Annotated in this window: 24 protein-coding genes and 1 pseudogene; 13 read left to right on the forward strand and 12 right to left on the reverse strand. The window is 48.5% G+C overall.

Going from position 1 to position 26387, the window contains the following annotated elements:
* Positions 1-25: 25 nt before the first annotated feature.
* The 7 genes from asnS (at position 26) to WA407_RS07480 (ending at position 6133) form a co-directional block, all read left to right on the forward strand.
* Positions 26-1321: an asparagine--tRNA ligase gene (asnS, locus tag WA407_RS07450; RefSeq protein WP_336077057.1), complete on the forward strand. Its 1296-nt coding sequence runs from the start codon at positions 26-28 to the stop codon at positions 1319-1321.
* A 3-nt stretch (positions 1322-1324) separates the two neighbouring features.
* Positions 1325-2053 (forward strand): DnaD domain-containing protein, encoded by a 729-nt coding sequence (locus WA407_RS07455; RefSeq protein WP_069289808.1) that lies wholly within the window; start codon positions 1325-1327, stop codon positions 2051-2053.
* Between the two features lie 54 nt (positions 2054-2107).
* On the forward strand, positions 2108-2743 hold the full coding sequence (locus tag WA407_RS07460; protein WP_069289807.1) for an RNA polymerase sigma factor: 636 nt from the start codon (positions 2108-2110) through the stop codon (positions 2741-2743).
* Complete coding sequence (locus WA407_RS07465) at positions 2740-3210, forward strand: hypothetical protein (RefSeq protein ID WP_061829178.1); 471 nt, start codon at positions 2740-2742, stop codon at positions 3208-3210. Before WA407_RS07460 ends, WA407_RS07465 begins: the two co-directional genes overlap by 4 nt.
* Before the next feature lie 95 nt (positions 3211-3305).
* A complete protein-coding gene (locus WA407_RS07470; RefSeq protein WP_336077058.1) occupies positions 3306-4574 on the forward strand; it encodes a multi-tm2 domain protein in 1269 nt (422 codons plus the stop codon).
* A gap of 1 nt (position 4575) precedes the next feature.
* Positions 4576-5358 (forward strand): hypothetical protein, encoded by a 783-nt coding sequence (locus tag WA407_RS07475; protein WP_235309608.1) that lies wholly within the window; start codon positions 4576-4578, stop codon positions 5356-5358.
* A gap of 163 nt (positions 5359-5521) precedes the next feature.
* A complete protein-coding gene (locus tag WA407_RS07480) occupies positions 5522-6133 on the forward strand; it encodes a flavin reductase family protein (RefSeq protein WP_336077059.1) in 612 nt (203 codons plus the stop codon).
* A gap of 166 nt (positions 6134-6299) precedes the next feature.
* Here WA407_RS07480 and WA407_RS07485 read toward each other — a convergent pair whose 3' ends face one another.
* The 7 genes from WA407_RS07485 to WA407_RS07515 form a co-directional block, all read right to left on the reverse strand.
* Positions 6300-6956 carry a methylthioribulose 1-phosphate dehydratase gene (locus tag WA407_RS07485; protein WP_235309610.1) on the reverse strand — a complete coding sequence of 219 codons (657 nt, stop codon included), beginning with the start codon at positions 6954-6956 and terminating at the stop codon, positions 6300-6302.
* The gene (locus WA407_RS07490) at positions 6957-7634 is read right to left on the reverse strand and encodes a 2-hydroxy-3-keto-5-methylthiopentenyl-1-phosphate phosphatase (RefSeq protein WP_336077060.1); all 678 of its coding nucleotides are present in this window, start codon (positions 7632-7634) and stop codon (positions 6957-6959) included.
* Entirely contained in the window at positions 7631-8842 is a 1212-nt protein-coding gene (locus tag WA407_RS07495; protein ID WP_336077061.1) for a 2,3-diketo-5-methylthiopentyl-1-phosphate enolase, read from the reverse strand. Before WA407_RS07495 ends, WA407_RS07490 begins: the two co-directional genes overlap by 4 nt.
* On the reverse strand, positions 8839-9705 hold the full coding sequence (proC, locus tag WA407_RS07500) for a pyrroline-5-carboxylate reductase (protein ID WP_028540660.1): 867 nt from the start codon (positions 9703-9705) through the stop codon (positions 8839-8841). Before proC ends, WA407_RS07495 begins: the two co-directional genes overlap by 4 nt.
* A 39-nt stretch (positions 9706-9744) precedes the next feature.
* Complete coding sequence (locus WA407_RS07505) at positions 9745-11037, reverse strand: glutamate-5-semialdehyde dehydrogenase (RefSeq protein WP_069289800.1); 1293 nt, start codon at positions 11035-11037, stop codon at positions 9745-9747.
* A gap of 12 nt (positions 11038-11049) precedes the next feature.
* Positions 11050-12255, reverse strand: coding sequence for a glutamate 5-kinase (gene proB / locus WA407_RS07510; protein WP_254328435.1), 1206 nt, complete (start codon positions 12253-12255; stop codon positions 11050-11052).
* 241 nt (positions 12256-12496) lie between these two features.
* Positions 12497-13678: a pyridoxal phosphate-dependent aminotransferase gene (locus tag WA407_RS07515; RefSeq protein ID WP_336077062.1), complete on the reverse strand. Its 1182-nt coding sequence runs from the start codon at positions 13676-13678 to the stop codon at positions 12497-12499.
* 176 nt (positions 13679-13854) lie between these two features.
* On the opposite strand from WA407_RS07515, the gene WA407_RS07520 reads away from it, so the two are divergent.
* The 3 genes and pseudogenes from WA407_RS07520 to WA407_RS07530 all read left to right on the forward strand — a co-directional run bounded on the left by WA407_RS07520 (position 13855) and on the right by WA407_RS07530 (position 15526).
* A complete protein-coding gene (locus WA407_RS07520; protein ID WP_336077063.1) occupies positions 13855-14673 on the forward strand; it encodes a carbon-nitrogen family hydrolase in 819 nt (272 codons plus the stop codon).
* Positions 14674-14695: 22 nt separating this feature from the next.
* Positions 14696-15106: pseudogene (locus WA407_RS07525) on the forward strand (helix-turn-helix domain-containing protein); the annotation flags it as partial.
* A gap of 279 nt (positions 15107-15385) precedes the next feature.
* A complete protein-coding gene (locus WA407_RS07530) occupies positions 15386-15526 on the forward strand; it encodes a hypothetical protein (protein ID WP_023989112.1) in 141 nt (46 codons plus the stop codon).
* Between the two features lie 339 nt (positions 15527-15865).
* On the opposite strand, the gene WA407_RS07535 is transcribed toward WA407_RS07530, so the two are convergent.
* Complete coding sequence (locus tag WA407_RS07535) at positions 15866-16783, reverse strand: LysR family transcriptional regulator (protein ID WP_165177151.1); 918 nt, start codon at positions 16781-16783, stop codon at positions 15866-15868.
* A 239-nt stretch (positions 16784-17022) separates the two neighbouring features.
* Between WA407_RS07535 and WA407_RS07540 the strand changes: the two genes are divergently transcribed.
* The 3 genes from WA407_RS07540 (at position 17023) to hydG (ending at position 21410) form a co-directional block, all read left to right on the forward strand.
* Entirely contained in the window at positions 17023-18639 is a 1617-nt protein-coding gene (locus WA407_RS07540; RefSeq protein ID WP_336077064.1) for an alkaline phosphatase, read from the forward strand.
* Between the two features lie 250 nt (positions 18640-18889).
* Complete coding sequence (hydE, locus tag WA407_RS07545) at positions 18890-19948, forward strand: [FeFe] hydrogenase H-cluster radical SAM maturase HydE (protein WP_336077208.1); 1059 nt, start codon at positions 18890-18892, stop codon at positions 19946-19948.
* A gap of 49 nt (positions 19949-19997) precedes the next feature.
* Positions 19998-21410, forward strand: coding sequence for a [FeFe] hydrogenase H-cluster radical SAM maturase HydG (gene hydG, locus WA407_RS07550; protein WP_013310651.1), 1413 nt, complete (start codon positions 19998-20000; stop codon positions 21408-21410).
* Between the two features lie 147 nt (positions 21411-21557).
* Here hydG and hydF read toward each other — a convergent pair whose 3' ends face one another.
* The 4 genes from hydF to WA407_RS07570 all read right to left on the reverse strand — a co-directional run bounded on the left by hydF (position 21558) and on the right by WA407_RS07570 (position 26365).
* Entirely contained in the window at positions 21558-22811 is a 1254-nt protein-coding gene (gene hydF, locus WA407_RS07555) for a [FeFe] hydrogenase H-cluster maturation GTPase HydF (protein ID WP_336077065.1), read from the reverse strand.
* Positions 22798-24186, reverse strand: coding sequence for an aspartate ammonia-lyase (locus WA407_RS07560; protein WP_254328599.1), 1389 nt, complete (start codon positions 24184-24186; stop codon positions 22798-22800). The genes hydF and WA407_RS07560 overlap by 14 nt, the downstream gene beginning before the upstream one ends.
* Before the next feature lie 56 nt (positions 24187-24242).
* Positions 24243-24833, reverse strand: a complete 591-nt coding sequence (locus WA407_RS07565; RefSeq protein WP_013310648.1) for a 4Fe-4S dicluster domain-containing protein — start codon at positions 24831-24833, stop codon at positions 24243-24245.
* 65 nt (positions 24834-24898) lie between these two features.
* The gene (locus tag WA407_RS07570; RefSeq protein ID WP_235309617.1) at positions 24899-26365 is read right to left on the reverse strand and encodes a [FeFe] hydrogenase, group A; all 1467 of its coding nucleotides are present in this window, start codon (positions 26363-26365) and stop codon (positions 24899-24901) included.
* Positions 26366-26387: the final 22 nt, after the last annotated feature.

Raw genomic sequence — 26387 nt, forward strand, 5'->3', positions numbered from 1 at the left:
TTCGGTTAAGAGGAGAGAGACGGTCATGACGAATAAAAGTACGATTGCCCAAGTGGGCCGCCATGTAGGGGAAACGGTTACAATCGGCGCTTGGGTGAACAATAAACGATCTAGTGGTAAAATTCAGTTCCTGCAACTGCGCGATGGTAGCGGGTATATTCAAGGGGTTATCGTGAAAAGCGAAGTGTCCGAGGATATTTGGAATGACGCGAAATCCTTGACTCAAGAGAGCTCCCTTTACGTTACTGGAGTGGTGCGTGAAGAACCGCGTAGCCAATCGGGCTTTGAATTAACGGTTACAGGCATTGAAATTATTCATTTGACCGAAAACTACCCGATTACACCCAAAGAGCATGGTGTAGATTTCCTGATGGATCATCGTCACTTGTGGCTGCGTTCCGCCAAGCAACGTGCTGTTCTGATCGTACGGGCTGAAATTATCCGTGCGGTACAGGAATTCTTTAACGGCAACGGCTTTACGAAGGTGGACCCACCCATTTTGACTCCTTCCTCTGCAGAAGGCACAACAGAATTGTTCCACATTAAATATTTTGATGAAGATGCGTATTTGACACAAAGCGGGCAGTTGTATATGGAAGCCGCGGCAATGGCGCTGGGCAAAGTATATTCCTTTGGTCCAACTTTCCGTGCGGAAAAGTCCAAAACACGTCGACACCTGATTGAGTTCTGGATGATCGAGCCTGAGATGGCTTTTGTGGATCATGAAGAATCCTTGCGCGTTCAGGAGCAGTTTGTAAGTCATATCGTGCAATCTGTTCTGAAAAACTGTGCGAAGGAGCTTGAAACAATCGGACGCGATGTTTCGAAGCTGGAGCAAATTCAAGGCGAATTCCCACGTATTACGTATGATGAGGCGATTGCCTTCCTTCAAGGTAAAGGTTTCGATATTCCATGGGGAGAAGACTTTGGTGCTCCTCATGAAACGGCGATTGCTGAAAGATATAACAAGCCTGTGTTCATTACACATTGGCCGACTCACATTAAGGCATTCTATATGAAACCAGACCCGACCCGTCCAGAGGTTGTTTTGTGTGCCGATATGATCGCTCCTGAAGGCTACGGCGAAATTATCGGGGGTTCCCAACGGATTGATGATCCAGCATTGATGGAAGAACGTTTTAACGAGCATAACTTGGCTCGTGAAGCCTACCAATGGTATATGGATCTGCGCACCTATGGTACCGTTCCGCATTCCGGCTTTGGATTGGGCCTGGAGCGTACAGTAGCATGGATTTGTGGACTCGATCATGTACGTGAAACGATTCCGTTCCCACGTATGCTGTATCGTTTGTATCCGTAACCGATGACCGGATCATTCGACAAGACATCAGCGGCAGAATGGGCGGAGGGAGTAGCCTTTGCTATGGAAGCCGGAATGGTCCAGATTCCCTACGCCCTGCTCAAGCATTATCGGACACTTCGGCTGACGGATGGTGAAATGCTGCTACTGATGCAGTTGCTTGCCTTTAAACAAGCGGAACGTAATGAATTTCCGACATGGGAACAATTGCAGTCACGTATCGGATGCACTGCGAACGAAATCGCACTCTATTTCAGTAAGCTCATGAAAGAAGGATTTTTGAGAATCGATTCCGTAGAAGACCGCAGCTCATCCGTACAATTCGAACGTTACAATTTGACGGGGCTGTACCGTAAGTTGGCAGAATGTATGATCGCTGAGCGTAATGAGCAGCACGATGAAGATGACATTTTGTTTGCCGGAAAGCCGGATTTACTGAATGGAATATCAGAATCCCCGCTTACAGAAGAACGCAATTTGTTCACGATTTTTGAGAAAGAATTCGGGCGCCCATTGTCACCGATGGAATACGAGACGATCACTAGCTGGGTGGATCAGGATCGGTATCCCGAGGAGCTGATTTTGCTGGCTTTGAAGGAAGCGGTATTTGCAGGGAAGGTACATTTCCGGTATATAGACCGTATTTTGCTGGAGTGGAGCCGAAACCGTGTTCGTAATGCACAGGATGCCAAAGAATACGCCCAGCGATTCCGTGGTGGCGGACGCAATTGATATATCGGTCTAAATAGGCTTTAATGATAGAGGACACACCATTCCGTCAGGAGGGTGTGTCCTTTTTTAAATATTTTTTTCGAAATATGCAGGGGAAGGAAATTTCCTGGCGTCTATAGTATTGGGAAGGGGGAGAGCGTCATTGATATAGAGAGAATCATTGAACGAATACGGTCCGGTGACCGGCAGGCGTTCCGTGAGATCGTAGAGCTGTACAGCAAGCATGTATTTCATATCGCCTATTCGGTACTGCATGACAGCAAGGAAGCCGAAGATGCCGCGCAGGAGGCGTTCGTTCAGGTGTACAAGTCTCTCCCCCAGTACCGGAACGAAGGATTTAAAACGTGGCTGAGCCGAATTGCGCTCCACAAAGCGCTGGATATTAAGCGCAAACAGGACAGACGACCCGCAGAGCTTATAGACGTGGCACAATCCCTTGTACAGCTCCCTTCCCGGGATGAGGATGTGCTGGCCCGTCTCATTCGCGAGGAGCAAACTGTAGAACTATCGCAAAAAATTGCCCAGTTGCCCCAGCAACATCGGGATATTATTCAAGCCTATTATATGCAGGGCAAAACTTACGATCAAATTGCAGAAGAGACGCAGGTAGCTTTAAAAACAGTAGAGTCGAGACTCTATCGGGCGCGGCTATGGATTCGAAATCACTGGAAGGAGGAGGAATGGCAATGACTGACCAACAAGATAAACCGTGGATTGAAGGGAAATCGAATGACTGGCATGCTTACATTGCAGGAACTTGCACGATAGAAGAATCTGCCCGGCTGGAAAAGCTACTGCTGGAAGACGAACAGGCGCTGATGTTATATCTTGTTGCACTGGAGCAACTGGAGTCAACTTTAAAAGATTATTCTGCCTGGATGGATACGGAGCGCTTCACAGATCAGGTAATGGCCGTTCTTCCCGAGATAGAAGCTGAACCGAGTCAAGTTATGTTCAAAAAACGCCGCTGGTTTGAAAAACCTGTGTTTCATTATGTTGTCGCCGCAAGCCTAACGTTGATCTTGTTGTCCAGTGGAGCCTTTGACAAAATGATGCCGCAAACAGACGGAAAGCCGATTCCTCCAAAAGAACGCGTTTCTTACAGTGAAGAGGTCATGCGAGCTACAACAACCTGGCTCGATAAATTAAAGCCCTAAATCATCGGATAAAGGCTGAGATGAAAAACTCAAAAATAACAACCTTCAATTGGAAACTTTATCAAAATCCCCATAAATAGAAAGGAAGTGTAGCGATGCCTTATACGGAAAGAAGCAAGCTCTTGGCATTTCTATTGAACATTATTCCCGGTGTGGGACACTATTATTGGACACGAAAAGCCAATGTGTTTGTATACACCATTTTGTTTTTCGGATGTTTGGCAGGAGGATTATTTCTTGCATTCGTAGTAAGAGACGAATCGCCTTTATTATTCGGTATGTTTGTTGCCGCCCTTTTTTGGGGACTCAGCATGCTACATATCATGATTAGCTTGTTGCGTTATGATCCTCGTGCAGTCGCTGCTCCATACCCCCCCCATGCAGGGCTCAATCCATATGATTTTTACTCGCAAAATGGACCTTATAGACAGGCTGGTTTAACAGGGGAGGTACCGGAGGGGGCAACACACACAGATACGGATGTACCGGGAGCAGGAATGGGATATGGCCCGGGCTATAATAACCATTATCAACAAGGACACTATGGTATGGCAGGATCACCTGCTTTTCAAAGAGGATCGGAGAATGAACGCTTTTTTACGATTTTGCTGTCGTTCATTCCTGGATTGGGACACCTTCATTTGGGGCTAATGCAGCGTGGTTTGTCTTTTTTACTGTCCTTCTTTGGCTTTGGTGCGATTCTTATCTTTATTACTAGCATTACTAACGAATCCGGATTTTTGGCCTTTGCGGGCGTGTTGCCGATTATTTGGCTGTATTGCATGTTTGATGCGGTGCAGCATGTACATCGCAAACAAGCTGGAGAAATTCTTCAGGACCGGACTTTGTTTGAGGAACTGGAGCATGGAAGAATCGAGGGACGCCGAAGTAAAATGCTGGCTACCATTTTATCGGTATTTCCCGGTGCCGGACATATGTATATAGGTTTGCAAAAGCGTGGACTCCAACTCATGCTTTTGTTTTTAGGAGGCATCTATGTACTGGACGTGCTGCATCTTTCACTCTTTTTGTTCCTGCTTCCGGTGGTTTGGTTTTACAGTTTTTTTGATGCATTGCAGCAAGTAAGCCGTTATGGACGGGAGCCGCTGATCGACAAACCTGTGATCGGTATGTTTGCACAATATCACCGCTGGGTAGGCTTGGGGTTACTATTGCTGGGCGCCTATTACATCTTAATCAACGTACTAGTTCCCACTCTGGATCGTCTGTTTCCAAACAGAGAGATTTATAATTTGGTTGACATGTATCTACGGACGATTATCGTATCCTTATTGTTGATCGGCGGTGGTATTTGGATGATGATTGGGAATTCCAAATCTAAACGAGTAAAGGAGAAGCAATAGAATGGATACTGAATTTTCAAAGAGTGAGGCTCCCTTAAAGGGAGTCCATCATCCTCATAGCGATGGAGGAGGTGCCACAGGTATATTGGGTACATCATCTAACAAAAATAGCTCCTCTAAAGCGTCAAACACTCCGGCAGGGGTGTGGAAAGTTGGAAGGCTGTCAATGGGACTTTTCCTTGTTCTGCTGGGGGGCGTAACGTTTGCCTCCAAGTTTTGGGGAGCGGGCATTCTGGACCAGGCGTTAACCTGGTGGCCTGTCGTTTTTGTTTTGCTGGGATTGGAAATTTTAATGTATACTGCTTGGAAAGGGACGCGTGAGCGCATTCGTTATGATTTATTCAGTATGTTTATTACGGCGGTATTGGTTTTTTGCTGTATCGGATTTGCCTTGGTCAGTTCATTTGGGATCACTCCGCAAGTCAGAGAAATAATGAGTTCGGTTCAGGAAACAAGGGTTCTCCCAGACTGGCATGAAAAACTGCCTGCCGAAGTGACCAAGGTGATTGTACAGGGAGAAGATCCTTATGCGGTCAAAATTGACGCAACCACCTCACCGGAGGTGCATGTGTTCGGAAGTTATGTATACACAGGTAAAGAGGATGAAATAAAAGGACAAGATTTATACCAGACCAAGCAAATCGGCGATACATTGTATGTATTACTGGGTCAAATTCCGACACGTTTTATGCAGACTCAGCAGCAGCTTGATGTTACGATTGCTGTACCTGAGGGAATTACGGTTACTGTGCGCGATAGCCGAGGAAATATAATTGAAAAATAGGGATATCTCCGGCCCCAACTTTACATTTCGTATCATTCACGCGATACTGAAAGGGAAGCCTGAGATGTCATCCATGTTGCTAGCTAATGGTGTATTTGCTTATCAGGCGAAACTTGATGATGTGCAGTCGAATGGCGATTGTGATCGGAAATGAGGGAGAATAATGATTTCGTTGAATCCTGATACGCTTACAGGGCGTGAAAATTATAAGCTGTTGACCGGAAGTATTATCCCAAGGCCCGTAGCCTTTGTAACGACTTTGAGCAGCGAAGGGGTGCTGAATGGTGCGCCATTCAGTTATTTTTCCATCGTAGCCTCTGAACCGCCACTGCTGTCTGTATCCGTACAACGTGTCGATGGAGTATCCAAAGATACAGCACGTAATGCGATGGAGCATAAGGCATTTGTCGTACATATCACAGACGAGGACAATGTGGGAGCGGTGAATGTGACGGCTTCCCGTCTGTTGCCGCAGGAGAGTGAGGTTGCACTGGCAGGCCTTACCCCAGTCAAAAGTACAAAAATCGAAGTTCCCGGTGTGGCAGAAGCGAAAATACGCATGGAATGTATTCTGGAACAAGTTATACCGTTGGGAGGCAAGGAGGACTCACCTGCCTGTGATCTGTTAATCGGACGCGTAGTGCAGTATCATTTGGCCGAGGAAGCATACCAAAATACGTATGTGATTGCTAAGGAGTTGCGTCCAGTAAGTCGGTTGGCTGGGAACAACTATGCGAAGCTAGGAGAGCAATTCACGCTGGAGCGTCCCCAATAGGGGGCGTTTTTTTACAGCATGCCTAAGATTTTATGTGGCTAGTAGAATAGAATACCCTAATTATAAAAAAGAGAACGTTCCTGTGCTATCGCTTAGGCTCCGTTCTCGATATTCAATGGCCACTTTTACAAATAATGATAAGCATCTTTGATATTTATGAGTTTATTTACTTCAAAGTTTTCAGTAGCAGGGAGCGATAGGTTGTTTCAAACAAAAATTCAAACGCCTCCAAATGCTTTTTAGCCTCAAATACATCACGGCCCCACGCATAAATGCCGTGGTTACGCAATAAAATTCCAGGCACCTGATCATTCAGCACACCGGGCACCAGCTTGGCAATCGAGGCAATATCTGCGTAATTAGGCAGCACAGGAATATCAATCGCAGCATTTTCGTCCCAAATGTTAAAAGCCTTGATCAGCTCAATACCTTGGATAGGTACAGCGCCTTGCTCACCGTAATATTCGGAAATCAGATTATTAAACACGGTATGCACATGAAAAACGGCTCCGCAGCCTGTCAGGCGATAAATTTCGCAATGTATAAGCGTCTCTGCGCTTGGCTTGAGGTTTGTCGCTTCTGCCGCTTTTCCGTACTGGTCTACGAACAGAAAATCTTCCGGAGTACGCTTGGTTTTATCCTTACCGCTGGCGGTCACTGCAAAATAAAATTGTTCGGGATGAAAGTCACCGATTCGGATCGACAAATTGCCGCTCGTGCCTGGGAACCAGTTGCGAGATGCGAATAGTTCTTTGACATCAGCGAGTTCTTCCAGTGTACGGCGTTTTTCTTCCAATGAAATGTCTGCCAAGTTAAAACTCATTTACAGCACCCCTTGCTCCTGTTTTTGCTTTAAATCCTCGATAATGTCATCAAATGTTTCAAAGGGTACATGTGGTACGCCAAGCTCTTGACACTTTAAAGTCAGATGCGAACGGGAGTACACAAGATCGGCAATTTTAGCTCCTTCAAAATCGGTTAGGCTGTCGCCGATCAAAATCCGTTCGTATTGTTCGGAAGGATATTGACGAATCACAGTCGTTTTACACATGCCACAATCATTTGTACACGGTTCCTCACATGGATGCGGCCACGTAATCTGGATGCGCTCCCCGGAAAAATCCGCTTCGTTGCAATAGATGTGGTCGTGTGGAATGTCAAAGGGTTTTAGCAATGGATCAATAAAAAAATCAATGCCGCCACTGGTGACGAAAAATTGAATCTGCTGCTCTCGTACATAGTCCAAAAAGCGTGCAAAGCCCTCGCGTATACCAGCTTGTCCAAGTACATATGAGATAATTTCGTCCTTTTGCTCCGAAGGCATCAGGGCGAACATCGCACCTACGCCTTCACGAATGGATGTATGCCCATTTACGATCTGATACATGATGGGCTCACAGCCTGTAGGCTGAAAATGCTTCATAATGGCGACAATATTGTCGCTGTTCGTAATTGTCCCGTCAAAATCGCAAAAAATGACGGGCTTCTTTGCTATGCTCATCGTTCGCCTCCCCATGTGTCGAGCGCAGATTGTAGCTCGGGGTGAGTACGGGCATATTCTGCCAGGGGGACATTCTGCTGTACCGCTTCAATCGCCTGCACAAAGGCGCGCCCACCAGCTTCTGTACCCAGCGGATGTCCGTGAATGCCGCCCCCAGCGTTGACAACAACGTCAGTACCAAAATCACGTACAATGATCGGCACGAGGCCCGGGTGAATCCCTGCGGAAGGGACAGGCATGCTGGCCTTCAGCGGTAGATCAGGGTTGATCAGCTCATCGCGGATTGCCATGTTTTCGTCACGCGGCATCGTCACTGAGCCGTAGGGAGAAGGGAAGAGGACGAGGTCAGCGCCAGCCAGCCGCATAAGCTGACCGAGCAGGACGGAGGCCGATATACCATAATGTGGCGATGGATAAACAGCACCCGCTAACGAAGGATGGGCTGCAATCGGCACCGAGACGGCGGGATCGCTGCTAAGTTCATGCAGCACATCGTAACCGTAGGCCAACACGTTAAACAGTAACGCGTTGGCACCCGCATCAATGGCCTTGAGAGCTTGTGTCTTAAGCTGCGAGGTCGGTCCCGTTAAATTAGCGGCATACAGCAGCTTTTTACCGGTTTCACGCTTAGCCGCTTCGGCGGCTTTGATGCAGGCTTCGACACGTTTTTCAATCGACGTCAGCGCGTTTTCAAATAAGATCTCGTCGTCCTTGATCAGATCAACACCACCGAGAGCCTGCCGGGTAAACTGTTCACGAAGTTCGTCCAAATTGAGGCCAATTACAGATTTGAAAATGCTCATGAGCAGGGGGCGATCATACACGCCAAGCTGCTCGCGCAAGCCGCTGATACCGAATTTCGGTCCTGGAAAAGCAGAGCGGAATGCTTCCGAGAAACCCAGCTTCGTTAGCTTAATTCGGCCGTCCATCGAAATTTTGCCGAAGACCGTGACCAGCAGAGCGGGAATGTCTCGGCTGAAGTTGACATCCGGGTAAGCGATGGTCAGGTCCGCGTACCGTTCACCGGGACCTCCATCGTGAATATCCACAGAATGAACCGAGCCAAGATGCTTTTGCATCGCGTCCCGTTTGGCTTGCGGGAGCTCAGTCCAGCTGCCCACCGTCATGCCGATGGCAATAGATTGGGCCTTTTGGTTAAAATCGGCTTTGTCATCGTATACCCGGTAGGTCGCCAAGCAATAGCTCATTCAATTCCCTCCTTGAGTACAGCTCCCATCTCGCGGGATCGTTCAGCGCACCGCTGCACCGCCGCAATCACCGTTTCGTAGAAGTCACCTTTGTCCAGCATTTCCAATGCAGCTACCGTAGAGCCATTAGGAGACATAATTTTGTGGCGAAGGGCAGAAGGCTCCTCTCCGGTTTGCTGCACCATACGTGCCGCTCCAAGCGCGGTTTGCACCGTTAGTTCGTGCGCTTGCTCAGGGGTCAAGCCACCACGGATTCCTCCGGCAATCATGGCTTCCATCAGGTAGTAGACATACGCAGGGCCGCTTCCAGATATCCCGGTCAAAACATCCATTTTCTCTTCTTCTATAACCGTTACCGTACCTACAGATTCGAACATTGTAAGCACGTTTTTACGCTGGTTTTCGCTGATCTCCTTGGAAAAGCTAATACCTGTGGCTCCCAGCCCAATTGAGCTGGATGTATTGGGCATCGTCCGTGCGATCGGCTGCTTGCGACCCAGCAACGTTTGCATCGTACGAATAGACAATCCGGCGATTACCGAAATGATCAGCTGCTCATCAGACAGAAGTGGGCCGAGCTGTCCAAGTGCTTGTGCAGCATCCTTGGGCTTCATGGCAAGCACAATGACCGGAGAACGACGCAGAAGCTCGGTTTTGGCGGCATCCTCGGTTTGGAACAAGACTCCATATTGCTTTTGAAGTTCCTCAAGGCGAGCCTGATTACTGCGGTTGATGACAGTAATACCACTAGGTTTGACAACAGAACGAGCCGTCATTCCACGAATAATAGCCTCTGCCATTGATCCTGCCCCGAAAAATGTAATTTGCTCATTAATTAAAACCTTTGTTTGTGATTCACACATAGATTCATAACCTCCAAGGATACAGATTGATTTAAGTTATTATTCCCTGATTTGTCCAGTACCGTACACGCGATATTTGGTTGAAGTCAAGGCAGGCAATCCCATTGGACCGCGGGCATGTAATTTTTGTGTGCTAATTCCGATCTCGGCACCAAACCCAAATTCGAAGCCATCCGTGAAGCGAGTGGATGCATTGTGGTACACGGCTGCCGCGTCCACTTCTTGCAGAAAACGCTCGACATGGGCTTTGTCCTCGGTGACAATACACTCTGAATGCATCGTACCGTAACGGGCAATATGCTCCAGTACTTCGTCCAGATTGTCCACGACCTTTACGTTCATAATGTAATCATTATACTCGGTGCCATAATCCTCTTCTGTAGCAGGAACAGCCCAAGGAGCCAATTCTCGTGTGCGTGCACAGCCGCGTAGCTCAACCCCCGCATCACGAAAGCGTTCTGCCAATTCTGTTAAATGTGCTTTTGCATAATCCGAGTGTACGAGCAATGTTTCCATTGAGTTACACACGGACGGTCTTTGCACCTTGGCATTCAGTGTAATCGCTTCGGCCATTGCGGTATCCGCTGTAGCGTCCAAAAAGGTATGGCATACACCAGCTCCGGTTTCGATGACAGGTACGGTAGCGTTCTGAACGACATTTTGAATGAGTGAACGCCCGCCGCGTGGAATAATTACATCCAGCAAGCCGTTCAAGGTGAGCATTTCGTTGACCGAGGCACGGTCTGAATCTTCAATAAGTTGAAGTGCCTCGCGTGGCACAGCGGTTGCGTCTAGTGCCTGCTGGAGTACTTCGATAATCTTGCGGTTGGAGAAGAGGGCGGCCGAACCACCGCGTAGCACAACCGGATTGCCTGTTTTCAAGCACAGGCCCGCGGCATCCACGGTTACATTTGGACGCGCTTCATATATGATGCCGATGACACCCAGCGGTACACGTATCTTCTCAATTCGCAGACCGTTTGGACGTTCAATTTGCTCAAGGGTGTCGCCGACCGGGTCAGGCAGTGCCACAATTTGGCGTAATCCTTCGGCAATAGCTCCGATTCGGTCCTCGGTCAGCTTGAGGCGGTCGAGCAGCGATTCCGATGTTCCCTGTTCCCGTCCACGTTTCAGGTCATTATGGTTTGCTGCAATCAGCTCTTCAGTATGGTTTACTAGAGCTTCAGCCATAGCAAGCAATGCTTCGTTTTTTTGTGCTGTAGTCAGTCGGTTCATGACCCCGGCACTTTTTTTGGCAAGATTCGCTTTGGTTCGTACTTCGCTAAACTGATTCTCCTCGGTTGCAGCTGTGTTAGTCGTTAAATCACTCATGTTACGGCCTCCCTACATACATAATGTAATCCATTCATCCCTGTGGATCACCTCAAGCCGGTGAATGGGACCAATTTTGCCCACAACCTCGCCGCTGGGTAATCCTTGTACATTTCGGAGCTGTTCATCGTCATAATTGACGATGCCGCGTCCTAACACTTTATTTTCCGGTCCGAGCACCTCAACGACATCTCCGGCATGAAAGCTGCCCTCGACACGTCGTACGCCAACCGGAAGTAGACTGTGTCCTCCGTGAACCAACGCTTCCTCAGCCCCTTCATCTACATGCACCGCGCCCAGAGGGGTGGACATAAATCCAAGCCACTGTTTTTTCATCGGAAGTGAAGAGAGGTGGGTGTCAAAATAAGTTCCCGGTCCGTGTCCTTCGACGGCGGCGTCTAGATCACCATTCGCGCTTACGCGTCCCACATATACAGGTACACCGCCGCGTGTAGCGACTTTGGCAGCTTCGATCTTGGATCGCATGCCGCCAGTACCTACAGACGATCCAGAACCTCCAGCTAATGCATAAATCTCCTCTGTAATTTCTTCGATACGTTCAAAACGTACGGCATTCGGATGCTTGCGCGGATCTGCCGTATATACGCCATCGGTGTCCGTAATGATAATCAGATGCTGAGCTTTGACCAGATTGGCAACCAGCGCGGACAGCATATCGTTATCGCCGAATTTCAATTCGTCAATCGATACAGTATCATTTTCGTTAAAGATCGGGATAACCTGCTGGCGCAGCAATTCTTCTACGGTCATTCCGGCATTATTCATCCGTTTGCGGCTCAAAAAGTCACTACGGGTTAGCAGAACCTGCGCGATCACTAGGTCAAAATCTTTAAAAGCCTGCTCATAGGCCTGCATGAGAAGAGCTTGGCCAACAGCTGCTGCCGCCTGCTTTTCATGCAGTAGCTTAGGGCGAAACGGGTACCCAATCTCCCTGAATCCGGCGGCTACTGCGCCTGATGTAACCAGCAGCACTTCATGACCTTTTGCACGAAGCAAGCTGATTTCCCGGGCAAAATAAGCAATGGCTTCCCGATTCAAGCCACCTTCCACTCCAGTCAGAGAGCTGCTACCGATTTTAATGACGATTCGTGTTGACAAGACGTCCACTTCCTTAATTTTACTCTTTTTAATGCAAAAAAACTTCCATCCTTTGTATGCAAAGGACGAAAGTCTGTGCTTCCGCGGTACCACCTTCATTGATGATTCATGATCATCCCACTTGAAACCTGTTAACGGCAGGGACCGCCTGATTGCGCAGGGCGCTCGGGGATAGGAGTTGGGAGAGAGTCCAGGTAAATTCTTGCAGCCTATCGGAATTTACTCTCTGAACAGGACCGAGTCTCTCTTAATAATCCCTTCAACGCGCTAAATGATATTGGATACAGAATACCACGAAAAGACCAGGTTTGGCAAAGAAGTTGTAGCTGGAAAATACGGCTTAACCAAACAGGTTTAGCTTGCCAATTCGATCAGCCGCCTCGGTCAGTCGAGCTTCTGAGCTCAGCAGCCCCGCTCGCACATATCCTTCGCCGCCGCTCCCGAAGCCGATCCCTGGAGCCACAGCCACCTTGGCTTCCCGCAACAGCAGATCGGCAAAAGAAGCCGAACTATAGCCCTGCGGCACAGGCAGCCAACTGAAAAAGGAGCCGCTTGGGCGCGTCGCCTTCCAGCCTATTTGCCCAAGTGCATCATAAAAAGCGTTACGGCGTGATTCATAGCGGGCTACCAGCTCGCCTACGCAGTTCTGCGAGGCCGTCAGGGCTGTCGCCGCTGCTGCCTGAATGCCGCCAAACAAGCTTACATAAATATGATCCTGTAACAGATTAATCATCGAGATGATTTCGGCATTACCGAGCGCGAAACCAACACGCCAGCCCGCCATATTGTACGTTTTGGACAAGGTATAGAACTCAATCCCCACGTCTTTAGCACCCTCTGCCTGGAGGAAGCTCACCGGACGTTCGCCATCAAATCCAATAGCGCCATAGGCGAAATCACTGGCAACCACAATACCGTTACGTTGCGCGAATTCAACCGTATTCTCGTAAAAAGAAAGTGGCGCCGTTGCCGAGGTTGGATTATTCGGATAGTTAAGGAACATTAACTTGGCGCGGCGGCGTTCTTCCTCGGAAATGGCTTCATAATCGGGCAGAAAACGGTTCTCCTCCTTTAATGGGAGAAAAGACATTTCCGCTTTAGCCAAGGCTACGCCAGACCAGTAGTCCGGGTAGCCGGGATCAGGTACGAGACACACATCGCCGGGATTGAGTAAGACTTGCGGCAGCTGAACCAAACCCGTTTTTCCGCCAAACAGGATGGCGACCTCGGTTTCAGGGTTGAGCGTCACACCGTAATCCTCCTGATAGCGCTGGGCAACGGCTTCCTTGAGAAAGCTGTAACCGCGAAATGGCGAATATTTATGATACAGCGGGTTATCCGCTGATTCCTGCAAAGCTTTTACAATATGAGAAGGAGTGGGGGTGTCCGGGTTCCCTTGTCCGAGATTAATGACATCATGCCCCGCCGCGATTTCACGGTTTACATTTTGTACAAGTGTGGCAAAAAATTGAGTGGGTAACTGTTTCATGACGTCAGCGGAGGGAATAGAAAAATGAGTCATCAATACACACGACCTTTTGGAATAGTTTAAGAAATAATCTATCACGATTTTACCGAGTTGTATAGGGGGAATTAAGCTTACATGGTTGCGTAATCCAGACTGATCGGGCTATGATGGGGGAAAATACCGGATAATGGGTCGCGGGAAGCTCCGGCTCACAAGGAGGATGAAGGATTTTGACGTATCAGGAAACTCAGCCGTTCAGTGTTGCACTCATACAAGCTCACATAGAGATAGGAAATCCCCCGGAAAACCGCAGTCATATCCAAGCTTTAATGGAACAAGCGATGAAAGTCGAACTAAAGCCGGATCTGATTGTCCTGCCGGAAATGTGGAATACGGGCTATGCCTTGGATCGCATTCATGAGCTGGCGGATAAGGAAGGGACGGAGACTCGGGCATGGATAGCAGCATTCGCTTCCACCCATGAAGTGAACGTAGTAGCTGGATCGATCGCAGAGAAAAAAAGCGACGGTCATGTGTATAATACGATGCTCGTTTTTGACCGTACAGGCAGAGAGGTTGCTTCGTATTCCAAAATTCATCTATTCCGACTTATGGATGAAGAAAAATATTTGCAGCCTGGCGAAGAAAAGGTTTTATTCGCACTGGATGGTGGTATTCAGGCAGGTGCGTCAATCTGCTATGATATCCGTTTTCCTGAACTAGCCCGCAGTTTGGCCCTGTCGGGCGCAAATTTGCTGATCGTACCCGCAGAATGGCCTCATCCCCGGCTTCATCACTGGCGTACCTTGCTGACCGCACGTGCTATAGAAAATCAGATGTATGTCATTGCTTGTAACCGGGTAGGTCGTAGCGGAGATACTGATTTCTTCGGGCATTCGCTTATTATTGATCCATGGGGAGAAATCATTGCTGAGGGCGGAGAGCAGGAGGAGATTCTCACAGGAACAATTGAGTCTGTCTTGGTGCAGGACGTGCGTGGTCGTATTCCGGTGTTTGAAGATCGGCGTCCCTCACTGTATGACCGATAATCAGTGCAGAAAGGAATACTCCATGCTTAAGGAACGCATTGATTTTTTGTGTAAAAAGAAAAACTTGTCCCGTAAAGAGCTAGTAGACGGGCTGGTGACACCCGCACATTTTGCGAATATACTGGCTGACCGTTACCCGTTGGCAGAGGATCTGGCCGAGCAAATTGCTGGGCGTTTAGGTGTAAACCCATCCTACCTCTTGCGTGCAGCGGCAGAGGATGAGGGTACGCTGGCTACAGCGGATAAGATTTTCACAGAGCTGTCCAAGCTGGCTAATCCTGCCACGGAAAGCTATGTGGATCAGCTGGAGGATCGCAACGATTCGCTTGTGGTGGAAATGACGACTTATTTGATGAAGGCCGTATATTACCAGCAATTAAATGACCCAACGGCCTATGAATATTTACATCAGACAAAATTAAGCTTCAGTTTAGGTTGAGTGTAACGAAAAACAACGGCGATACATTTAATGTAACCACGCAAAAGGATGTTTTTTCTTCCCAACTATCCAAACTGCAGCAGGGAAGTATTATAGAGGTCATTTATTCACCTCAAGATCCTTCAAAATTAGTCTTTAAAACACAAGTGAGTGAAGCCGAGGTACAGCAAGCATTTGGTTCTTCTCGATAATAAAAAAGTTTTCCGATATCTGTTTCAGATACAGCCCATAGGTGTATTATAATAGTATCCCGACACCAGGAGGTTGATAACGATGGATAACCAAAGTAGATCCGAACTGGCGAATAGGGATGGCCTGTCACGGCCGAGAGGCTTAAATAGACAGGTTGTCGGAAACAATTATGAAATGGGCTATGATCAGGATAAAAGTCCACCAGATTTAGGGAGACCCTGATCACAAAAAGGCGAGGACAGGCACTTTGGGATCACACAGCACATTGGAACTGAGGTAGGACACTCTTGGGAGACCAAGGCTAGAGACCTTAAGGAAAGAAGTGATGCGGGATGGATAAAGTGGAGTTTCCGAGCAAGCGTAAAGTAATCAGGCGAGGCTGACATGAAATTCAAATGAACATGAAATGTGGTTCGTTGAAGACAAATGGAAGCAACATCGCAACAGTGTAATCGAACCCGTAAAGTAAATGAAGTATTGAAAGTATAGGGGTGAAGCCCCGGGACCGCCTTCTTCTCTGGCTTTGGCTAGGGAGGAAGACGGTCCTTTTCACATTCGAAGCTACTTTTGAGAAAGTTGCTCGACCGTTTCTCGGAAGGTATCAATAAAGGCTTCGGCAGCTTTAGACAAATAACGTCCGTTTCGGTAAGCAATGGCCAGGGTACGGCTAGGGGTAGGTTCGGCGAGTGGCAATAATGCTGGAACAAACTCGCTGCTGGCGGCCCGGGCGATAAAACGGGGGACGAGTGTCACTCCCATACCTGTCGCTACGAGCGATTGGAGCGTCTCCATATTAGTGCTCTCAAACACCACATTAGGTTCAAAGCCAGCTTGATGACACAAATCCATCGTCAGCTTGCGAAAGCCTTGCCCTTTTTTCAGCACGACAAAAGGCTCATCTTTCAGTTCTTCCATATGCACAGGCTGCGGATGGCCTCCGTTTTTACGCAGGGCTAGGGGGTGACCTGGAGGAACGGCAAGATCAATCCACTCTTCACCGATGGGCACATAGGAAAGTGTAGGTTCAACTAATGGAAGAGATAGCAGGCTGAGATCTGTATCCCCACTGGCAGTTTTTTTCTCCAGATTCATGGATGAATCCTCGACTAACACGATTTCAATGTCGGGATGAGCCTTTTTGAATACAGGCAGCACATGCGGCAGCAAATGAGAACCTGTGATAGGCATACTGCCAACCACAACCTTCCCTTTCCGCAGTTGAGAAATGTCGTCCATTTCCTGCCGGAGCTGCTCGACTGCATCGACTATTTTTTTTGCCTTTTCTACAAAGCTTGCTCCTGCATGTGTTAATTCCACCGTGCTGGTGTTGCGTTGAAATAAAAGTACCCCAAGTTCTTTTTCCAGTTTGGATAATTGTTGGCTCAAAGAGGGCTGAGCTATATGCAGTTTTTCTGCTGCGCGTGAGAAGTTTTTTTCCGCTGCAATTTGCAGGGTGTACTGAAGCTGTCTGAATTCCATCGAATTTTGCGCCCCTTGTCTTATAAGCTTTACCTATTACATCATAGACTGATTATACAATAATAAAATGAAATTCCCAATCTTAACGAATCTCATGTGTCACAAGTTTTATATAGATGGAGCGTTTTTATACAAATAGAGTCTTTTAATACAGATAAGCAATTCATTTAACATTCTCCTGATAAAACGTGATTAATCTTAGTTCTGGTTGTACAAAAAAGTGTCTGGGAGGAAAATGAATGGTAAAATGTTGGGGGATACATACGAAGAAATCGGTGGCTGCACTCGTAGCGACTATGATGCTAGCCGTAAGCGGTGGGACGGCGATGGCAGTCGAAAAGGACACGTCGATTAAAAACGTAATTATTTTGATTCCAGACGGTATGGCTAATGACGCCACTGCACTGGCTAGATGGTACAAAGGATCCTCCTTAACGTTAGACAGTATGGCAAGCGGCATGGTGCGTACGCATTCTGCGGATGCTCCAATTGCCGATTCTGCTCCAGCGGGTACTGCTTTTGCCACAGGACATAAATCACATACTGGGTATGTAGGTGTCCTTCCTGATGAAGCGACAATGCCTGGACAACAACCCATTGCAGCGGGTGACGCCAAAAAGCCTGTAGCTTCCATTCTTGAGGCTTCCAAGCTGGCAGGAAAATCGACCGGAATTATTGCGACTTCCGAGATTATGCATGCGACACCAGCTGATTTTACCGCACATTATCCTGATCGTAAAAATTATGATGCACTCAGCATGCAGCAAGCCTACAACGGGGTTGACGTAGTGTTAGGTGGAGGCGGCAAGTTTTTGGAGGCAGCAGGGCGTAAAGATGGCCAAGATTTGGTAGCCCAAATTAAAGACCAGGGTTATGACTTTGTCACGACACCTGAAGGGTTGAAAAAATCGACCTCCAGCAAGCTCTGGGGCAGCTTTTCTCCCGAAGCCCTTGCGTATAACCTGGATCGTGATGCATCCAAGGAACCTAGTCTGGCGGAAATGACATCGAAAGCAATTGATGTGTTGTCCAAAAACGATAAAGGCTTCTTCTTAATGGTAGAAGGCAGTAAAGTGGATTGGGCCGCCCATGCAAATGATCCAACCGGAATTATCAGTGACGTGCTTTCATTTGACGATGCAGTGAAAGTTGCTGTGGATTACGCCAAACAAAACCAAAATACAGTCGTCGTAGCAGTGACAGACCACGGAAATGGTGGATTGACGATTGGTAGCAGCGATACAACTAGCAATTATGATAAAACACCTTTAGCTTCTTTTATAGATCCGCTGAAAAAAGCGAAGCTGACGGGTGAAGGCTTGGAAGCCAAGCTGAATGCAGATCGCAGCAATATTAAAGAGGTGCTTTCCACATATTTTGGCATCACTGATTTGACAGACGAAGAAGTAAAAACCATTAAAGATGCCAAAGAAGGCAGCATGAACTATGCTGTTGGACCGATCATTAGCAAACGTGCAAATATTGGCTGGACTACAGGCGGACATACAGGAGGCGATGTCGTGTTGTACACGTACGCGCCGAACGGAGATCGTCCAACCGGTGTAATCGACAATACAGATGTCAATAAATATATGACACGTGTACTCGGACTGGATTTGGATACGGTCAGCAAGCAGCTGTTTGTTCCTGCAAAAGCCGCTTTTGAAGCTAAAGGAGCCAAGTTTACTGCGGACACGAAAGTCATTACAGTGACCAAAGGCAGTAACAAGCTGGAGCTTCCAGTATACAAAAATATAGCTACGCTGAATGGTAAAAATACCACGCTCAACGGTGTAGTTGTATTTAACGGCGTTGACTATTTTGTACCCCAGCAGGCGATTGATTTGATTCAGTAGTAAGCAGAACCATCGACAAGGGCTGTTTCTTCCATTAGAGGAAGAGACAGCTTTTTTGTGTGTTGATATAAATGTGTATTTTTTGGGGCAGAAGTTGGAGCTGGTTTTTATAAGATGGGATTTTTTGTGAAACTAATCACGTTACAACCTCTCCGATATTGCTAGAATAATACATGTACGGTACAAGCCGCTGATGATGTGAAGTCCGGATGGACGAGGGAAGAAGGGATGAGTCACGGACGAATTATTACTGCGTCTAGCTGACGGCAAGGAATGGACGCATACGGAAATGATGGAGCTGCTGACACGTCTGGATGATGAGCCGACGCTGCGGGCTCAACTGAGACACCTGGCAGCTCGCACCAAATTGGAGCGCTATGGCAAAGGTGTTTTTTTACGGGGATTAATTGAATTCTCCAGTATATGTCGTCAGGACTGCATGTACTGTGGGCTGCGCGCTTCGAATAAAAAGGCAGATCGTTACCGTTTGCAGCCAGAAGAAATTCTGGCCTGTTGTGCGGAGGGGTATGAACTCGGTTATCGGACCTTTGTGCTGCAAAGTGGGGAAGATTACTGGTTTACTGCAGCCCGGCTGACGAAATTGATTCGGGAAATTAAAAGCCGTTTTGCGGATGTGGCGGTTACACTGTCCATCGGTGAACGGGATGATGAAACTTATGAGCAATTATACGAGGCTGGCGCGGACCGTTTTTTGCTGCGGCATGAGACAGCTTCTCCCCATTTGTACGCCAAGCTGCATCCGACGATGACGATGGAAAGCAGGCGCAGCCGTCTGCTGGCTTTGCAACGAATCGGTTTTCAGATCGGGGCCGGATGTATGGTGGGGTTACCAGGACAAACGAATAGTGAATTAGCAGACGATTTGGTCTATCTACACAGCCTGTCACCAGATATGATCGGGATTGGTCCCTTTTTACCGCATAGCAACACGCCGCTTCGGGATGCCAGTCAGGGGAGTATGGAAAAGGCACTCGATATTATTTCGTTATCCCGATTGGTCGTTCCAGATGCACTTATTCCGGCGTCTACGGCAATGGGAACGATTCATCCCCAAGGCAGGGAGAAGGCGCTTCAGGCGGGAGCGAATGTGGTGATGCCCAATTTGTCGCCACTGGCGGTGAGACCTAAGTATGCGATTTATGAGAATAAAATATGTTTGGGCGATGAGTCTGCCCAATGTCGACATTGCCTGGAGCTGCGGATTCGCGGAGCGGGATTTGAAGTCGATATGGGGCGCGGCGATAGTCTGAGGGTGCAACGACAGCTTATGAGACAGGAAACTTTGTGAGGCTATAACGGAAACATTGCAGTAACCATAAATAAGGAGATGGGTATACGTGAGTGGAGTACGAGAGAAAGTGTCGGCGGATTTTATTAATGAAGCAGAGATTATGGCGGCAGTAGAGCAGGGGAAACAAGAGGCAACAGATCGACACCGTATTTTAGAAATTTTAGAAAAGGGGAGAGCCTGCCGGGGACTGAGTGCGAGTGAAGCGGCGGCTCTTTTGCATGTGGATGATCCTGAATTATTGGAAGAGATGTTCAAATCTTCGAGGGCAGTCAAAGAACAAATTTATGGCAACCGGATTGTGCTGTTCGCCCCTTTATATGTAAGCAACCACTGCGTGAATAACTGTGAATATTGTGGTTATAAACATACCAATGACAGCTTTACTCGTAGCCGTCTGACACCGGAGGAATTGGTGGAGGAGGTTAGAGTGCTTCAAGAACTGGGACATAAGCGGCTCGTGCTGGAAGCGGGGGAAGACCCAGTCCATTGTCCCATTGACTATATCGTCGATTGTCTGCGTCAGATCTATGAGGTCAAGGTAGATAACGGCAGCATACGGCGGATCAATGTGAATATTGCATCCACAACCGAGGAGGACTATCGGAAGCTGGCAGAGGTAGGCATTGGTACGTATATTTTATTTCAGGAAACGTATCATCGGGAAAGCTATCGTAAATTCCACCTACAGGGACCAAAGCGGGACTTTGATTGGCACACCACCGCAATGGACAGAGCCATGCGTGCGGGTATAGATGATGTGGGGATCGGTGTGTTGTACGGCTTGTATGATTTCCGCTATGAGACCGTCGCGATGCTGAAACATGCTGAGCACTTGGAAGAAGCCTTTGGCTGCGGCCCTCATACGGTTTCAGTTCCACGATTGCGTCCGGCTGAAAATGTAGATCTGGAGCGATATCCGTACCTGGTCAACGATGAGGATTTTATGAAAATTGTATCCGTTCTTCGACTGGCTGTCCCTTATGCTGGCATGATCCTGTCCACTCGCGAGGAGCCGGAATATAGGGACCGCGTCATTGGTTTAGGCGTGTCGCAGATTAGTGCAGGTTCAGCTACAGGCGTAGGGGCATATGCAAAACAGGAAACTGATGATAAGCCTCAATTTGAGGTGGGGGATCATCGCTCACCATCGGAAATTATTAAAAGTTTGTGCCGTGGCGGATATATGCCGAGCTACTGCACAGCTTGCTACCGTGAGGGGCGAACTGGGGATCGTTTCATGGAGCTTGCCAAATCAGGACAAATTCATAATGTGTGCCAGCCGAATTCGCTGCTGACCTTCCAAGAATATCTGCTGGATTATGGGGATGAGGAGGCGCGTGAACTGGGAGCTGCCGCTCTGCGAGAGAATCTGGAGCGTATACCACGTGAATCGACGCGCCGTTTGACGCTTGACAGACTGGAACGGCTGGAAGCAGGCGAGCGTGATTTGTATTTTTAGCAATTTATATTATTCGTAGTATCATTTCACGCTATGAAAATTCTCATGATTTATAATAGAACTTGAAAATGAAAAGCAGTCGCGTTGGAATCAGCGCGACTGCTTTTGTGTGTCTGGAAAAAAATATTAATGATGAGATGAGGTCTTTTAGGAATAACTGCCGGCATCTACAGCTTGATCCCATGCCAGCATAGCAGATGGGAAGCATTCAATAGCACGGGGAAAGACCCCCTGTACATAAGCGATGAAAATACCATAGTTCACAATCGGCACTCCGGCAGCTTTCGTTTCCGACATTCGATGAAGCATCGTACGCCGATTGAGCATGCATGCACCGCAATGAATAACCAGTGCATATTCGCTCAAATCATCGGGGAAGCTGGAGCCGGATGCATGCTCGATGATGAGACGTTTGCCTATCGTTTGGCGGAGCCAGCGGGGAATTTTCACTCGACCAATATCGTCAGATTGGCATTGGTGAGTGCAGGCTTCGGCAATGAGTACACGGTCTCCATCCTTGAGGCGATCGATGGCTCTTGCACCTCGTACCAGTTCGTCCAGATCGCCTTTATGACGGGCAAACAGGATGGAAAAAGAGGTAAGAGGCACATCCTTAGGCGTGTCGGCCGCTACTTTCATAAAAACCTGTGAATCGGTAATGACCAAGCGAGGCTTACGTCCCAATCTCTCCAGCGTCAATCGTAGTTCATGTTCTTTGGTCACTACAGCGATGGCATCACTCTCTAGTGTATCGCGGATTGTTTGCTGCTGTGGCAGGATCAATCGGCCTTTTGGTGCAGCTTTGTCAATGGGAACGACCAGCACAACAACATCGCCGGGTGACAACAGGTCACCGACGATTCGGAAACGATCCTCGTTTTGAGGGAGCGTATTAGTAATAGCCTTTTTCAGTTCCGTGTCTCCCCAAAGCAAAGATGCACTGAAAGGAATCAGGGTGAGATCCAGTTCAGTTGCCAGCTTTGTAGCCGTTTTATCTGATTCAGTAAGGGTATCTATCTTATTCAATACCCCAATAACAGGAATCTTTTTGGTGCGGAGCTTTTCGAGTAGCTCATGCTCGAATGGTCCGACACCAACGGTGGCGTCGATAACGAGCAAGGCCAAGTCTGTACTATTAAGTATTTCGAGCGTTTTGTTGCGGCGCAGCTCCCCGATCTCACCCTCATCGTCCAGTCCGGCGGTATCCACCAGAACAATGGGACCCGCTGGGAGTAGCTCCATTGGTTTGAAAACGGGGTCCGTGGTCGTTCCTCCTACAGGAGATACCACAGCGACGGGCTGACCAGTCAGGGTGTTCAGAATGCTGGATTTGCCTGCGTTGCGGCGACCGAGCAGGACGATATGTGGTCGATTGCTACGAGGGGTATCATTCATTCCCATGGTGAGTTCCTTCTTCCTGTCCCGGAATTCCGGGCTTGGTTACTGTATAGGGATGGCATAATTGGTCAATCCGCGAACGGCTCAGTAGGCCGCGATCTTCTGCAATATCTTCTGGCGCGCGACCTTGCACAATGGCTGCAGATGCAATAGAGGCAGCTTCATCATAGCCAAGCTCCGCGACCAGCGCAGAAGCCATCACGGCTGAGTTACGCAGATTTGTAGTACAGCGTTCCTCACGCACGATCAGGCCGCGCACACATCGCTCCTCGAATAGTCGAACCGCGCTGTTCAGAATATGTAGCGATTCCAGCAGCGATTCGGCAATCAGCGGCAGGAATGCGTTTAGCTCCAACTGACCGGAGGCAGCGGCCATAGTGATAGCCGCATCTTCGGCTATCACACGCATGGCTGTGAGTCCTGCCATTTCAGCTATTACCGGATTGACCTTGCCAGGCATAATAGAGGATCCCGCCTGAACTGGAGGCAGCGTGTATTCGCCAAAACCACCGAAAGGACCAGAGGCCAGTAGACGAAAATCGCCAGATATTTTGTACAGATTCACGGCGGCTGATTTGAGTAGACCGGACACCTCGACAAAGACATCCATATTTTGAATCGGGTCCATCGGGTGGTCACTGCGACTCAGTCCAAAGCCAGTCTCATCCGCCAGCTTTTCGACCATCCGATAGCTGTATGCGCGGGGCGCGTTCATACCTGTGCCAATCGCCGTGCCCCCAATAGGGATTTCCCGCAGTCGCTCTTCAGCTTTATAGAGACGCCAGCGGTCGCGCGCTATAGCCTTTGCGTAGGCACCAAAGCCCTGCCCGGCCATCATGGGCAGGGCATCCATTAGCTGAGTGCGGCCTAGCTTGAGCAAGTCGGCATATTCTGTTTCTTTGTGCTGTAAAGCATCCTGTAACGAAGATATCGTGTCACATAAAGGCCGAAGCAGCCGTATCGCTGCAATTCGTAGCGCTGTCGGATAGACATCATTCGTAGACTGGCAGCAGTTCACATCATCCAGCGGATGTAAAATCTCATACTGCCCTGGTCTGCCTCCTAGCTGTACGATGGCCAAATTAGCAATGACCTCATTTACATTCATATGGGTACTGGTGCCTGCGCCGCCTTGCATGGCATCCACGGTAAACATATGTTGGTGCCGCCCGGCGAGTAATTCGTCGCAGGCATTTACAATGGCAGAGGCCCGTTGGGCAGGAAGCCGTTTCTGCTCACCATTCACTTGAGCGGCTACTTTTTTTACCAACACAAGAGCGTGAATCAGGTTTTTGTTCACAGGCCTGCCACTGACCGCAAAATTATTCATCGCGCGTGCAGTGTGAATACCGTAAAAGGCATCTGCGGGAATTTCCATCTCTCCTAGCGCATCCCGCTCGGTTCGCGTATTTGTAGGCAGAGAAAGACCTTCAGTCATAGACCCGTTGCTGGAATGCGTGTCATATGCAGTAGCTGACGTGCACTTGCAGCGCGTTTTTCCTCAACACGGGCGTGAACCAGATCTGGTTCGACCAGCTTGAGGGCTTGTGTTGGACATTTACCAATACAGGCCGGACCACCGTCCACGCCTTCGCACAAATCACATTTGCTGGCAATCATGCGTTCTTTGGGTTGCAAACGTCCTGACATATTGGTATACAATCCGTCCTGCACTACAGGCTGCCCGTTTCGATACTCGGGTACCATGGTAATCGCGCCGTAAGGGCAAGCGATCATGCAGGTTTTACAGCCAATGCAGCTTTCACTATTAATGAGAATGCAGCCATCTGCATTCGTAATGGAGCCGTTCGGACAAGCGTTGGCGCATGGGGCATCCTCACAGTGACGACACTGAACGGGTGCAGTGACTCCAAATGATTTGATAACCTTCAGACGAGGGTGAAAATGAAACTCATCATCTGGTGAGATAAAAGGGTTCTCCGCTGAATGTGCGATGACACATGCGATTTCACAGGTACGACAGCCGATACACTGATCGGGATCAGCTAAAACAAAACGGTTCATACAATTCGACTCCTCTCTAACTAACAACAAATATAATGTATACAGCATAAAAATAACTTAACGTATTAATGAATGGAGTAACCCGTATCCCCTTTGGTGGAAATAGTGCTACTGTGGCTTTGCTTGCCGGGTCCCCGTTGTTGGAAGGTCGTGTGCAGCAGATGATGCGACACATGACCCAGCGGCTCACCTAGAAATTCATCATAAAGTTTGATGATGTGAGGGTTCTCATGCGATTTTCGTACCTGGTGTGCAGCATCATGTCCATAGATGGAGGATTTACGTGCCCGATAAGCTTCAATTCGATGCTTTTCTAACATGAGCTTGGGTTGTCCCCCTCCGCTGATACATCCAGCAGGGCAGCCCATCACCTCAATAAAATGATAATCACATTCGCCCGCCTGGACACGATCCAATAGCTGATAGGCATGTTGTAGCCCGGCGACGACCGCTACCTTGAGCTGCAGCTTGCCTACCTGAACCTCAGCTACTCGAATGCCTTCCTCACCACGAACAAAATCGAGTTGGAGCTTCGGCAGTTTTTCATTTGTCAGCAGCTCGTAACCTGTACGGATGGCAGCTTCCATGACTCCTCCGGTGACTCCAAAAATGGAGCCTGCACCTGAATATTGTCCTAACGGTGAATCGAATTCTTCATCAGGCAGGTTCGCAAAATCAATTCCGCGCTGCTTGATCCAGTATGCAAGTTCACGCGTGGTCAGTACCTCATCCACATCACGGTAACCGTCAGATTCCATTTCGGGACGATCGCACTCAAATTGTTTACAGGTACATGGCATGATGGCAACGCTGTATATATTCGCAGGTTCCACCTCGTCTAGTTGTGCGCCATAAGATTTGATTAACGCTCCTAACATTTGCATCGGAGATTTGCAGCTGGATAGATGGTCTAGCAGATCGGGATATTCTATTTCTGCAAATCGGACCCATGCTGGACAGCAGGATGTGAACATGGGTAAGGGACCGCCTTCGGTCACGCGACGAATTAATTCAGTGCCTTCCTCCATGATGGTCACGTCAGCTCCAAAGTTGGTGTCGTATACCCGATCGAAGCCAAGGCGGCGCAAAGCAGCAGCCATTTTCCCAGGCGTCAAGGTGCCGAAAGGCATTCCGAATTCCTCCGCGAGTGAAACACGAATGGCAGGAGCACATTGGACGATCCGAAACTGTCCAGGTTTGGTCATCATATCGGCTACCTTATTCAAGTTGTAGCTATAATAGGCAGCGAATAGCGGCTCTCTGATGTCGGCAGGCATATCGCGTTCTTGGATACGTTCCAGCCGTCTAGCGGCGCCTTCCTGTGAAGATGAACCTGCCCAGTCAGATGCGTATACGCTGCATATTTGTACACATTGACCGCAAATAACACATCGGTCTGCATTAACGGTTTGCGGTTCTCCGGGCAGTCCCTCTATGGCATCTACTGGACAAACCCCAGCACAACGTCTGCATCCCGTGCAGAGCGTAGGGTCAATATGAATGACAGGGTCTGTGCAATCAGTCGTCTTCATACAAGGAGGTGAAGAGATCTTG

The sequence above is a fragment of the Paenibacillus sp. 203 genome, from assembly GCF_037027525.1.
Lineage (GTDB): Bacteria > Bacillota > Bacilli > Paenibacillales > Paenibacillaceae > Paenibacillus > Paenibacillus polymyxa_B.